At 61.3% G+C, this 12,821-nt stretch carries 12 protein-coding genes; 4 read left to right on the top strand and 8 right to left on the bottom strand.

What is annotated here, in order from left to right; translation table 11 throughout:
• Nucleotides 1-3: 3 nt before the first annotated feature.
• From JK208_RS06760 to JK208_RS06740, 5 genes are all read right to left on the bottom strand, one after another.
• Nucleotides 4-183 carry a hypothetical protein gene (locus JK208_RS06760; protein WP_099285779.1) on the bottom strand — a complete coding sequence of 60 codons (180 nt, stop codon included), beginning with the start codon at nucleotides 181-183 and terminating at the stop codon, nucleotides 4-6.
• A complete protein-coding gene (locus JK208_RS06755) occupies nucleotides 173-1,357 on the bottom strand; it encodes a glycosyltransferase family 4 protein (RefSeq protein WP_211575109.1) in 1,185 nt (394 codons plus the stop codon). The genes JK208_RS06760 and JK208_RS06755 overlap by 11 nt, the downstream gene beginning before the upstream one ends.
• 191 nt (nucleotides 1,358-1,548) lie before the next feature.
• On the bottom strand, nucleotides 1,549-3,768 hold the full coding sequence (locus JK208_RS06750; RefSeq protein ID WP_211575108.1) for a pyrroloquinoline quinone-dependent dehydrogenase: 2,220 nt from the start codon (nucleotides 3,766-3,768) through the stop codon (nucleotides 1,549-1,551).
• On the bottom strand, nucleotides 3,768-4,148 hold the full coding sequence (locus tag JK208_RS06745; protein ID WP_099285782.1) for a glycerol dehydrogenase: 381 nt from the start codon (nucleotides 4,146-4,148) through the stop codon (nucleotides 3,768-3,770). Before JK208_RS06745 ends, JK208_RS06750 begins: the two co-directional genes overlap by 1 nt.
• A gap of 151 nt (nucleotides 4,149-4,299) precedes the next feature.
• Nucleotides 4,300-5,448 (bottom strand): hypothetical protein, encoded by a 1,149-nt coding sequence (locus JK208_RS06740; protein WP_194261147.1) that lies wholly within the window; start codon nucleotides 5,446-5,448, stop codon nucleotides 4,300-4,302.
• A gap of 282 nt (nucleotides 5,449-5,730) precedes the next feature.
• Between JK208_RS06740 and dnaK the strand changes: the two genes are divergently transcribed.
• Together dnaK and dnaJ are read left to right on the top strand one after the other, a co-directional pair.
• Nucleotides 5,731-7,635 (top strand): molecular chaperone DnaK, encoded by a 1,905-nt coding sequence (gene dnaK, locus JK208_RS06735; RefSeq protein WP_211575107.1) that lies wholly within the window; start codon nucleotides 5,731-5,733, stop codon nucleotides 7,633-7,635.
• 145 nt (nucleotides 7,636-7,780) lie between these two features.
• Nucleotides 7,781-8,923, top strand: coding sequence for a molecular chaperone DnaJ (gene dnaJ, locus JK208_RS06730; protein ID WP_211575106.1), 1,143 nt, complete (start codon nucleotides 7,781-7,783; stop codon nucleotides 8,921-8,923).
• Nucleotides 8,924-8,998: 75 nt separating this feature from the next.
• Here dnaJ and aroE read toward each other — a convergent pair whose 3' ends face one another.
• Nucleotides 8,999-9,853, bottom strand: coding sequence for a shikimate dehydrogenase (gene aroE, locus JK208_RS06725; protein ID WP_211575105.1), 855 nt, complete (start codon nucleotides 9,851-9,853; stop codon nucleotides 8,999-9,001).
• A 99-nt stretch (nucleotides 9,854-9,952) separates the two neighbouring features.
• On the bottom strand, nucleotides 9,953-10,420 hold the full coding sequence (locus JK208_RS06720) for an Rrf2 family transcriptional regulator (RefSeq protein WP_194267057.1): 468 nt from the start codon (nucleotides 10,418-10,420) through the stop codon (nucleotides 9,953-9,955).
• Between the two features lie 80 nt (nucleotides 10,421-10,500).
• Between JK208_RS06720 and JK208_RS06715 the strand changes: the two genes are divergently transcribed.
• Nucleotides 10,501-11,682 (top strand): globin domain-containing protein, encoded by a 1,182-nt coding sequence (locus tag JK208_RS06715; protein WP_211575104.1) that lies wholly within the window; start codon nucleotides 10,501-10,503, stop codon nucleotides 11,680-11,682.
• A gap of 2 nt (nucleotides 11,683-11,684) precedes the next feature.
• Here JK208_RS06715 and JK208_RS06710 read toward each other — a convergent pair whose 3' ends face one another.
• Nucleotides 11,685-12,290 (bottom strand): FMN-dependent NADH-azoreductase, encoded by a 606-nt coding sequence (locus tag JK208_RS06710; protein ID WP_211575103.1) that lies wholly within the window; start codon nucleotides 12,288-12,290, stop codon nucleotides 11,685-11,687.
• A gap of 91 nt (nucleotides 12,291-12,381) precedes the next feature.
• Between JK208_RS06710 and JK208_RS06705 the strand changes: the two genes are divergently transcribed.
• Nucleotides 12,382-12,819: a helix-turn-helix domain-containing protein gene (locus JK208_RS06705; RefSeq protein WP_211575102.1), complete on the top strand. Its 438-nt coding sequence runs from the start codon at nucleotides 12,382-12,384 to the stop codon at nucleotides 12,817-12,819.
• The last annotated feature ends 2 nt before the right edge of the window (nucleotides 12,820-12,821 follow it).

Genomic DNA, 12,821 nt, shown 5'->3' with positions numbered 1-12,821 from the left:
CTCTCAGCGCTCGTCGGGAGCGGATGAGGGAGCCTCATCCTGCGGACGCGCACGCTGCTGCTGTTTGCGGCGCATCAGATTGGCCCGGAGCGCCTTGGCCTCCCGGCTTTCGCGCTCTTCCTTTGCGGCGGCAGCGCGGTCACGGATGATCTGCTCCGTAGGGTTTGCGTCCTTACCGGTCATGGGTCTGTTCCTCGAATGTCGTCCGCAGACGGGTACCAAGAAGCTCGTCATAAACGCCGAGCGTGCGGGCCTGCATGAGCGATGTCGTATAATGGGCGATAGCATGGGCGCGGGCCTTTTCCGCCAGCCAATTCAACGCATCTTCGTCCGTTTCCAGCACGCTTTTTAGCGCATCCGCCAACGCCTCCGCATCACCGGGCGGCACGACAAGGCCCGTCTCCCCGGGCAGGATCGTTTCCATCATGGCCCCCTGCGCCGTGCCGATCACCGGACGGCCCATCATCTGCGCTTCCACTAAGGTCCGACCGAACGGTTCTGGCCGAAGCGAGGGCGCTACGACAACAGTCGCCAGATCACAGGCCGCAGGCATGTCCGTACATGTTCCGGCAAACCGGACACGATCCTCAAGACCAAGTTCCCGCACGCGCTGCTGCAATCGACGCGAGAACTTCTGGTCACCCTCCGGCCCCGCTAGAACGCAGATCCATCCTGTATCCGCCCGATCCCGCAAGAGCGCCAGCGCCTCAATCAGAACGCCCTGCCCTTTCCACTCCGTCAGCCGGGCAGGCATGAGAATGACGTCTTCGCCATGCAACACCCCCCAAGCTTCAGCAAGTTTCTGCACGCGCTCACCGGAAATCACGCCGGGTTCGAACTCCTGCGGGTCTGCCCCACGCGGAATGACACGAAGACGGCTTTCCGGCACGCCGTATTCGCTCCGCAAACGGTTCGCAATGAACTCCGAAATGGCGATGACGCGCACGCCCCGCGCCAGCACGGAATTGTAGAGTTTCTTGCCCCACCATGTCGCCTCATGCACGCCATGCCATGTCGTCACGAGCGGGATGTTTTCGCGGCGACAGGCGATCCATGCTGCCCAGGCCGGAATCCGCGAGCGCGCATGGACCAGATCCACGCCTTCACGCCGGATAATCGCCTGAAGACCCCGCGCCCGGCGCAGAACGGCGAAAGGGGATTTTTTCTTCAGATCAAGCGCGATATGCCGCCCGCCCGCATGACGGAGCTGCACCAGAAGACGCCCCGGACGCGAAGCCACAATCGCGGTCCCGCCTCCTTGAGTGATGGCGGCGGCAACCTCAACAGCCCCGCGCTCCAGACCGCCGGTGCCCAGCGCCGGAAGAACCTGAAGGATGACGGGAGAGCGGTCGGTCATGAGGGTTCTGCGGAGCCTGTTCCGGAAGGGTATTTTCAGATGAAAACAGCCTGTAGCCGGGTCTGCCTCCCCTTCCCACCCGAAAAATGAAAAACGATCGCCCTGAACGACAAAAGGGGTGGGCCCCGTGCCATTTCCGGCACGAAAACCACCCCTTTCGCCTGTATCGGGAGCCGTAGCTCCCGGTTTTATCAGCCCTTGTGATCGGGCAGGGCGTAAACCACAAGCTGGTCGCTGACCGGCGTCATCATGAAGTGATGTCCACCCGCCATGATGGCGACGTACTGGTGACCATTGGCCTCGTAGGTCATCGGGTTGGCCTGTCCGCCGCCCGGCAGAACCGCGCTCCAGACCACCTTGCCGGTATGTTCGTCGATAGCGCGGATCTGGTTATCCGTAGCCGCACCGATGAACACCAGGCCACCAGCCGTCACGACCGAACCACCATTGTTCGGTGTGCCGATCTCCCAAGGCAGACCAGTCGGCAGACCCCATGGACCATTGGCGCGGGCCGTTCCCAGCGGGTGCTGCCACAGCACCTTTTGACCATGCTTCATGTCGATGGCCGTGATCATGCCGTAGGGCGGACGGTTGCACATCATGCCCGTGTACTGGTTCCAGAACGGGGTCACGACGATGCCGTAAGGCGTGCCGTCCATGGCGCCGTTACCTTCTGCTCCGCCACCACCCGGCTTGTAGTTCGGGTCGTCGATCGGCATCAGGCCAAGCTGGTCAGCCTTCTTTCGGGTCACGAGCTGGTCGTACATCGGGGTGATGTTCCAGTTCGCGATCAGGATGCCGCTCTGCGGATCATAGGACATGGAGCCCCAGTCACTGCCGCCGTTATAGCCCGGATATTCGATCCACGGCTTGTCGACGCTCGGCGGGGTGAACTCGCCCGTATAGTTCGCACGACGGAACTTGATACGGCAGAAGAGTTGGTCAAGCGGAGACATGCCCCACATGTCCGTCTCTTTCAGATCCGGCACGCGCAGGGCGGGCATCCCCGTGGACCAAGGCTGCGTCGGCGTACGCGGATCGCCCGGAATCACACCCGGAGACGGAGCAGGACGCTCCTCGACCGGCAGGATGGGCTTGCCGTCACGACGATCGAGCACGAAGGTCTGACCGCGCTTGGTCGGCATGATCAGCGCCGGAACCGTCTGGCCATCCGGGCCAGGCATGTCCATCAGCGTCGCCTGCGAGCCGATGTCATAATCCCAGACGTCCTTGTGAGCCGTCTGGAAGACCCAGCGCGGCGCGCCCGTCTTCACGTCGATGGCAACGACTGCCGAGGACACCTTGTTTTCTTCAGGGCTACGCAGCGCACTGTAATAGTCCGAAGCCGAGTTTCCGGTCGGGACGTAAACGAGGCCGAGCGCATTGTCGCCGGTCATCGCAGCCCAGGAGTTCGGCGTACCACGGCTGTAATGGTTGTTGCCCGTCGGCTGGCTGTGATCGTTGGGATTGTTCACATCCCAGGCCCACAGGAATTTGCCGCTTTCGGCGTCATAGCCACGGATCACACCCGACGGCGCCCAGCGACGCTGACCGTCGAGGACTTCGTGGTTGACCACGACCACACCATTCACAACCGGCGGCGGCGTCGTCATGGACACGAAGCCGGGAACGGACTCGCCCATGCCCTGCATCAGGTTGACCTGACCACCATGCCCAAAGCCTTCGCACAGATTGCCGGTCGCGGCATCAACCGCGATCAGGCGCATATCGAGCGTGCCTTCGAGAATACGATTGTGGCAAGGCTGGCCTTCCGGCACCTGCGAGGACGTGAAATACGTCACACCCTTACACGCGGCGGTGTAGGGAATGGCTTCATATTTCTCGTTGATGTTGTGACGCCAGATCTCCTTACCCGTCGCCGGGTCGAGCTTCATGATGTCGTTCTGTGCCGAACACATATAGAGGCCATCGCCAACCTTGATCGGCGTGGTTTCGGCAGCCCATTTGTTCGTCTGTCCCGGACGCGGATAGCTGCCCGTGTGATAGACGAAAGCAACCTTGAGCTGGTCGGCGTTCTGCGGCGTGATTTCCGACAAGGGCGAATAGCGCGTCTGGCTGTCATCACGACCATAGGCGGACCAGTCTCCCTGCGCAGGAGCGGCGCTCTGCTGCGGCACCATCTGCGGAACGTCGTTCGGGTCCATGGACCCGATATCCGGCAGATTGGCAGCGTTCACACCCGCAGCCTGCGGCGCATAGGGAGACGGGCCGGAGAAGCGGCTCGTACTGGCAGGAGTCGTTGCCGTCGGTTCGTCGGCATTGCCGGGGCCGGGAACGGAAGCCGTCGGCGAACCGCCACTTCCGGCAGGAGCAAACTGGGCGTTGGCAGCCAGCGGAGCACAGGCCAGCGTGACGCAGGCTGCGGTGGCGAGAAGATGGGATCTGCGCATCAGATGGCTCCCCTCAGGGTGCGGCGGGTTTCCAGTCGGCGAAGAACAGGAATGGTGAGAACGACGAGGATACCCAGCAGCGTGGGGCCAAAATCGCGCGGCAGAAGATCAACCGGGCTGAAACCCACTTCCCACAGCGACCAGACCCATGTGTAAGCCAGCGCGCCCAGATAAAGGAAGGCACCGAGCGTACGGCCCAGAACCATGAACACGCCGCTGGCAACCAGCACGACGCCACAGATCAGATAATAGACGGAGCCGCCCAGCATCGCGAGTTGAGCCCCGCCGATAACAAAGAACAGCCCCACCAGAACGATAACAACCCCGAGCACGAGCGTGAGCCACTCGGTCAGGGTTCTGTTGCCATAAGTATTTGGCATCGGTGAAAGCCTCCTGCACTGATACCCCGGACGGTAATTCCGGACTTTCAGGAAAGCTACGGCTCTTTTGCAATATTCCCCTGTTTTATTCTAACAAAACCGTGTGCGAATACAGTTTCATTATGGTGAATTCAAATAAACGTTATTCCAATTACCCAGCCGGAATCGTGACAACCGCGCCACCCGTATGGTTGGTCGCCGCAAGGGCTGCCAGAACCTGCACCATCGTAAAGGCCAGTTTGCTCTGGAAATCCCGATCGCTGATCCAGAACCACGCATTGTGATAACTGACGGCGGCATAAGGGCCGTCCGGCTCGTCCTTGCTCGAATGGATCACGACTTCCGGCCGGTTTTCAATTCCGACCTGCCCGATCGTTGGCGGGGTCCGACCAGCCTTGATGTCGCCTTCAGGAACTTCAACCTCATAGGCAAGCTGCGTCAGCATCGCGAGCATCGAGCGCGTCAGAATCGCAATCTGGCCCGGATGCTTGGGGTACGGCCCATAGACGATCTCGGCCTCTTCCGCCGTCGGATCGAGATGCAGCAGACGACGCACTTCGGCCTGAATCGCGAGCAGATTGCTTTCCGAAGTGGATGTCAGAACAAGATAGGACCGCTCAGGCCCCGGCCCGCTGCCACTGCCGTTACTGTCGGACTTGCCACCGTTCTTCTTGCTGTCCGTCGGCGTCGCCGGATCGGTCGTGATGCGGATGGTCATGGCGCCCGCAACCTGAAGCTGCCTCAGATCATGCAGCAGCAGATAGAACCGTACGGACCCGCCGCCAAACGGTCCCGCGCCGAGGCCCCGCACATTGGACAGGCCATCAATGGACTGCGCCGTCAGACGCAGCAGCGTGTCGATCGGCAGCCCGCCAAGGCTGAGCGGCATAATGACGGTCGGCGAGATCGGCCGGACCACGTTCTCGGCATATTGCTGCCCGGTGACGGGCTGATAGGTGAAAGTCGGGCTTTCCCCCAGCGACATCGTCCCTGTGCCGAACAGGTAGTTCCCGACCGCCGTGGCCGGATAGGCGTAAAAACCGCCGCTGACGCTCTTGGAGACACTGTAACCCGCAATCACCTGAGTTGTATCGAGGAAGGTCGGCGGATCGGCATAGCGCAGCCGCACGATATTGAGCAGCATCTCGTGCTTCTGGGTATCCCCCAGCGCGCGGGAGTATTCGAGCTGGTCGTTACGCAGCTTTCCCGGGCCCATGGGACCACAGGCAGAGAGCCCGATTGCGGAAAAACAGGTCAGGGCAGCCAGCAGCGTGGCACGAAAGTAGGAAGGATTCGGCATGGCTGTATGAAGACTGTCCCATTGGCAGGCAAAGCGGAAGGCCCGACCTTACTAAAGGGCGGTGGGCATATCTGAAACCGCCATATTTCTTTTGAATGCCCTTTTCACCGCGCGGCAGGACAAGATTCTCGACGAAATGTGTCGTCCAAGTGCTTGAAACACCCTCCAGCCTTGCCTAGATCAGTAGTCGAAACACAGGCCCGTGAGGGTCTGGGGACGTCAATAGGGTTCGATCCGGTGCCTCACAGGGCCGGGACGGACCGCTGAGAGGACTGATTTTACATGAGCAAAGTCATTGGCATTGACCTTGGTACCACCAACTCCTGCGTCGCCGTACGCGAGGGTGACGAAACCAAGGTGATCGAAAACAGCGAAGGCGCTCGCACGACGCCGTCCATGGTCGCTTTCACCGACAAGGGTGAGCGTCTCGTCGGACAGGCCGCGAAGCGTCAGGCTGTCACCAACCCCGCCAACACACTGTATGCCGTCAAGCGCCTGATCGGCCGTCGTTACGACGATCCGACCGTCCAGAAGGACAAGGAAATGGTGCCGTACGGCATCGTCCGTGGCGACAATGGCGATGCATGGGTCGAAGCCCGCGGCGAGAAGTATGCTCCGTCGCAGATCGCAGCCTATGTTCTGGGCAAGATGAAGGAAACCGCCGAAAGCTATCTCGGCGAGACCGTCTCCCAGGCCGTCATCACGGTTCCGGCCTACTTCAACGACGCCCAGCGTCAGGCCACCCGTGACGCTGGCAAGATCGCTGGCCTTGAAGTCCTGCGTATCATCAACGAGCCGACCGCAGCAGCCCTCGCCTATGGCCTTGGCAAGCGCGATTCCGGCACGGTGGCCGTTTATGACCTTGGCGGTGGCACGTTCGACGTCTCCATCCTCGAGATCTCCGACGGCGTGATCGAAGTGAAGTCCACGAACGGCGACACGTTCCTGGGCGGTGAAGACTTCGACAACCGTATCATCGGCTTCCTCGCCGACGAGTTCAAGAAAGAGCAGGGCATCGACCTGCGTGGCGACAAACTCGCCCTGCAGCGCCTGAAGGAAGCCGCCGAAAAGGCCAAGATCGAGCTGTCCTCCTCCAAGGAGACCGAGATCAACCTGCCGTTCATCACCGCTGATGCTTCCGGCCCGAAGCACCTCGTCGTCAAGCTGTCCCGCGCCAAGCTGGAAAGCCTCGTCGATGATCTGGTGCAGCGTACCCTCGGCCCGTGCCGCGCAGCCATCAAGGATGCGTCCGTCTCCCCGAGCGAGATCGACGAAGTCATTCTCGTTGGCGGCATGACGCGTATGCCGAAGGTTATCGAGACGGTTAAGGAATTCTTCGGCAAGGAACCGGCCCGCAACGTCAATCCTGACGAAGTGGTCGCCATCGGTGCTGCCGTTCAGGGCGCTGTCCTGAAGGGTGACGTCAAGGACGTCCTGCTCCTCGACGTGACGCCGCTGTCGCTGGGTATCGAGACGCTGGGTGGCGTGTTCACCCGTCTGATCGATCGCAACACGACGATCCCGACCAAGAAGAGCCAGACCTTCTCCACGGCCGAAGACAACCAGAACGCCGTGACCATCAAGGTCTATCAGGGCGAGCGTGAGATGGCAGCCGACAACAAGCTGCTGGGCAACTTCGACCTTCAGGGCATTGCGCCTGCACCGCGTGGCGTGCCGCAGATCGAAGTTACGTTCGACATCGACGCCAACGGCATCGTGAACGTGTCCGCCAAGGACAAGGCCACGAACAAGGAACAGCAGATCAAGATCCAGGCTTCTGGCGGTCTGTCTGACTCTGACATCGACCGCATGGTCAAGGACGCGGAAGCCAACGCAACCGCCGACAAGGCCAAGCGCGAACTGGTCGAGCTGCGCAACAGCACGGAAAGCCTCATCCACCAGACCGAGAAGTCCATCACCGAAGGTGGCGACAAGGTTCCGGCGGCTGACAAGTCCGAAGCTGAAGCAGCCATTGCCGAAGCCCGCGAAGCTCTGGGTGGCGACAATCTCGACGCCCTGAAAGCTGCCAGCGAGAAGCTGACGCAGGCTGCCATGAAGGTTGGTCAGGCTGTTTATCAGGCTGGTCAGGGTGCTGAAGGCGCTGCTGCTCCGGAAGCTGAAAAGAAGGACGACAACGTCGTCGATGCCGACTTCGAAGACCTCGAAGACGACCACAAGAAGCACTGATCGGGTGACTTTCCCGGATGGAGCGCAATGCTCCGTCCGGCCCTGTTTTCCGAGGGCGCCCGTTCCCGCAAGGGGGTGGGCGCCATTCTTGTTTTTCCGGCCCATAACAGGGACCGCCTTCCGGAACGCCCCCTAAGGACCGAACATGGCCATCAAAATTGACTATTACGAATCCCTTGAAGTCTCCCGCACGGCCTCGCCGGACGAGCTGAAAAAAGCCTTCCGCAAACAGGCCATGCGTTACCACCCCGATCGCAATCCGGGTGATGACGCCGCCGAGCAGAAGTTCAAGGAAATCAACGAAGCCTATGATGTCCTGAAGGACTCGCAGAAGCGCGCGGCCTATGACCAGTACGGCCATGACGCCTTCGAAGGTGGTATGGGCGGAATGGGCGGCGGCTTCGGCGGTGGTTTTGCCGGTGCGGGCGGTCTGGGCGATATCTTCGACCAGATGTTCGGAGACATGATGGGCGGCCGTCGGGGTGGTGGACGCCGGACCGGGGCGGATGTCCAGGTTCAGGTCGAAATCACGTTGATGGAAGCCTTCACGGGCGTGAAGAAGGATGTCGAGGTTCGCACCCGCGTGGCCTGTGAGTCCTGTCACGGTTCGGGCTCGGCTGATCCCAAGGCGGGCAGCACCACCTGCCCGACCTGTCATGGTGCGGGCAAGGTCCGGGCGCAGCAGGGCTTTTTCCTCGTCGAGCGCCCCTGCCCGACCTGTCATGGTTCGGGACGGACCGTCGCCAATCCGTGCAAGGTCTGTCACGGCACGGGAACGCAGGCGAAGACCGAGACCATCAGCATCGATATCCCGGCTGGCGTCGAGGACGGCACCCGCATCCGCATGGCGGGCAAGGGCGAAGCTGGCGGCGAAGGCGTGCAGCCGGGCGATCTGTATGTCCACATCTCCGTTCTGTCGCACGACATTTTCCAGCGCGACGGTGCGAACATCTATTGCCGCGTTCCGCTGCGCATGACGCAGGCAGCTCTGGGTACGGAAGTGGAAGTGCCGGTTGTGGATGGTGGCCGCAGCAAGGTCCGCATCCCTGCCGGAACCCAGACGGGCGAGACGTTCCGTCTGCGCGGCAAGGGTTTCTCGGTCCTGCGGTCTTCAGCACGCGGGGACATGTATATTCAGGTCTCGGTCGAAACGCCGAGCCATCTGACGAAGCGCCAGCGCGAACTTCTTGAAGAATTCGAGAAGGAAGCCGGGGACGACCACGCCAAGGGCAGCCCCGAAAGCAGCGGCTTCTTCGCCAAGGTCCGCGACTTCTTCGACGGCCGCTGATCTTTATCAGGCTCACGAAAAACCCCGGTGCCCTCTCTGAAGGCACCGGGGTTTTTTTTTGTCAGTTTTTTTATATCAGGCCGCGCCGAAAATATCCTTCAGGGTTTTTTCCATCACATCGGCATCCAGCGTCTTGCCCAGCCAGTGCTCCACGCAGATCACGCCCTGATTGACCAGCATGCCAAGCCCGTCCAGCGCGGTGCAGCCCTTGCCTTCCGCTTCGCGCAGCAGGCGGGTTCTGGGCGGGTTTGGAATCACATCCGCGACGATCAGACCCTTGCGCAGGGTTTCGACCTTCAGCGGCGGCATGGTTTCGGAATCGCCCAGACCAATGGATGTCGCATTGATCAGAATGTCCACGTCTTCCGGCACGCTGGCATCACCGTCCCAGGCCTGAACATCCGACTTGGCCGACGTATTGTCCCGGACGAGGGCGGCGATGGTCTCGGCTTTCTTCGGATCGCGGTTCATGACGGTGATATGGGCGGCAGAGGCCAGACCCAGTTCCACAGCAATGGCGCGTGCGGCCCCACCTGCGCCCAGAAGCAGGACCTTCTTGCCGGACGGGTCGGTGACCTTTTTGAGAGAGGCCAGAAAGCCCTTGCCGTCCGTATTGTCGCCGATCAGACGGCCATCGCGGATGGAGACGCAGTTCACGGCCCCGATGATCCGGGCGGATTCGGCCACTTCGTCGAGATACTCGATCACCTTGACCTTGTGCGGCAGGGAACAATTGAACCCGACCCATTCCATGGCCCGCGCGCCTGCTACGGCGTCCTTCAGACCCTCGGCCTTGACGTCACAGTTGATGTAGCGGGCGTCGATGTCGTGGTGCTGATAGGCGGCCTCGATCATGGCGACGGTCGGGTTGTCGTCGCAGGGTGTCGAGAACGATCCCGTCAGGATGCTGCGGAAATTCTGCTGGCTCATGAGAGGCTCCTCGGATCTGTGCAGTCTTGCGTTCACACGACATGACGCACGAGAGCGCAGAAGGTCCATTCACATTCCGGAAATCCCCAATTTTCTGTCTCAGTCGTCGACGGGCACAATCAGACCCAGAAGGGCCGCCTCCCGTCCCGTTAGCAGATCAGCGAGCGTATAGCCGTCCAGAACCGCCAGGAACGCGCCCAGCGCATCGCCCAGCACGCTCCGCAGCACACAGGCCGGAGACAGCACGCAGGGCCGTCCATCCGTGCTGTTACGGCCTTCGCAGTCCACCAGCGCCATGTCGTCTTCGGTAAAGCGCACGACCGCGCCCACGTTGATTTCCGCAGCTGGCCGCGCGAGTTCCAGCCCGCCGCCCCGTCCACGGACGGTGGTGACGAAACCGCCCTGCCCCAGACGATGGACCACCTTCACCAGATGGTTTTCAGAAATACGATAAGCCTGCGCGATCTCACGGATGGAAACACGGCGTGAGGCATGGGCGCCCGGATGGTGAATCCCCAGATGGATTAGCACGCGCAGGGCGTAGTCAGTGTGCAGTGTCAGACGCATGGCGACTCCTCTGCCAGATTGACAGGATCAGGTCACGTTTATAAAGATGTATTTTATATACACCTTTTAGGGGACCGCTCATGTCCACTTCCGCCGACCGCAGCCTCACGCCAGACGTCATCGCCATCATCAAGGCCACCATCCCGGCACTTGAAGCGCATGGTGTGGCCATCACATCCGAAATGTATCGTCGTCTTCTGGCTGATCCGGCGATTGCGGAAATGTTCGATCCGACCCATCAGTCGACAGGAATGCAGCCCCGCGCACTGGCCATGGCCGTGCTGGCCTATGCGAAAAATATCGACAATCTGGGCGTGCTGGGCGGGGCGGTCGAACGGATCGCCCAGAAACATGTCAGCCTCGAAATCCAGCCCGAACACTATCCGCATGTCGCAACAGCTCTGCTCGGCGCGATTTCAGCCGTTCTGGGCGATGCCGCAACACCGGAAATCCTTGATGCCTGGGGCAGGGCCTACTGGGCACTGGCCGATATCCTGATCGGTCGCGAGCATCAGCTTTACGACAGCAGCGCCCATACCGAAGGAGGCTGGACGGGTTGGCGGGCTTTCCGCATCGCGCACGCCACGGCAGAATGCGCGACCGTCACGTCGCTCGAACTGGAACCTGTGGACGGAAAGGCGGTCATTAGCGCCGTTCCGGGTCAGTATCTGGGTGTTGATCTGGACATTCCGGGCCATGGCCGGACCCGCCGCAATTACAGCATTACCTCCAGCCCCAACCGGACGGGCTATCGCATCAGCGTGCGTCATGTTCAGAACGGCGTTGTTTCAGGCTGGCTGAACAGCAACGCCTGCATCGGCACGCAACTTCTGCTTTCACCGCCTGCGGGCAATTTCGTCCTGCCGGAAAAAATCGAGGGACCGCTGGGCTTCATCTGCGCCGGGATCGGCATCACACCCATGATCGGAATGCTGGAAACACTGGCCGGACCAGACATCACGACGCCTGTTCAGGTCGTACAGGTTGCCCATTCCACCGAAACTGCGCCCTTCGCGGCGCGTCTGGCGGAACTGTCCCACAACACGGCAGGGCGCATCCGGGTCGTGACACGTCTGACTTCAGAAGACGGACACCCGACCGCCGCCTGGGTCGCAGAGCAGCTGCCGGATGGCGTCTCGGCCTATCTGTGCGGGCCGACAGGCTTCATGCGCGACATGGTGCAGGGCCTGCCGGGCGCCGGAGTTCCGACCAACCGCCTGCGTTACGAGACGTTTGGACCGGATACCGGCGTAACGGACTGACTTTAGAGCGCGCTGGCCTTCTGCTCCGCGTCCGACAGGATGCGGGCACGGTCAGCGCCGCCATTGGTGGCGAGGCCCTCGGCTTCGATCACGGTGATGTCTGTAATGCCGATCATGGTGAAAACGGATTTCAGGTAGCTGAGCTGATGCTCGAAGGAGGCTGCGGGCGAGCCTTCGCCATACAGACCGCCACGCGCCACGGCCAGCACGACTGTCTTGCCCTTGGCCAGACCTTCAATGCCGGACGGGCCATAGCGGAAGGTCTGGCCCGCCACCATGATACGGTCGACCCAGGATTTGAGCTGGCTGGGAATCGACAGGTTGTACATCGGCACACCGATGACGACGACATCCGCAGCTTTGAAGTCGCTCAGAGCCTTGGCGCTGGCAACCAGTTCGGGACGGGCCGACACATCCGGCGTCAGTTCCTTGCCGAGCCATGACAGGGCTTCGACGTCGAGATGCGGCAGCGGATCGCTGGCGAGATCGAGGGAAATAACCTCGACGGACGGGTCTTTCTTGCGAAACTGGGCGACGGCGGCGGCGCTGACCTGACGGCTGGCGGAGCTGTCACCGAGAATGCTGGAATCGATGTGAAGAAGTTTCATTTTGATCTTTCCGGTTCCTGATCGTAACCAGCACCAGATAAGGAACCTTTGAACCTCGCCGCAAGAAGGCACATTCCGGAGCCATAGGCACATGGATGTTCGCGTCAGTGACACCACCCTTCCCCCGAAACTGTCCGTAAAGCCGGGTACGACGCCTCTGGATAGCGCGCAGGACAGCAGCGCCTGCGCCGTCATCCGCTCCATTCTCGCCCGCACGACGGACAAATGGAGCATCCTGATCGTCAAATCGCTCGGACGCGGACCACACCGTTTCAGCGAACTGCGCCGCGCGATCGACGGAATTTCACAGCGGATGCTGACGCTCACCCTCCGCAATCTGGAACGCGACGGCCTCGTCCTGCGGACAGTCACCCCCACGACTCCGCCGCGCGTGGACTATGAACTCACGACGCTTGGGGAATCGCTCTGGACACTGACGGAAGCCTTCGGTCAGTGGGCCATGTCGAACCGCCCCGAAATCGAGGCGGCACGCGCCCGCTTTGACGCCCGGCTTGACGCCGATCTCTGATA

The sequence above is a fragment of the Gluconobacter sp. Dm-74 genome, from assembly GCF_018256135.1.
GTDB lineage: Bacteria > Pseudomonadota > Alphaproteobacteria > Acetobacterales > Acetobacteraceae > Gluconobacter > Gluconobacter cadivus.
This window is presented reverse-complemented; position numbering and strand designations above follow the sequence as displayed.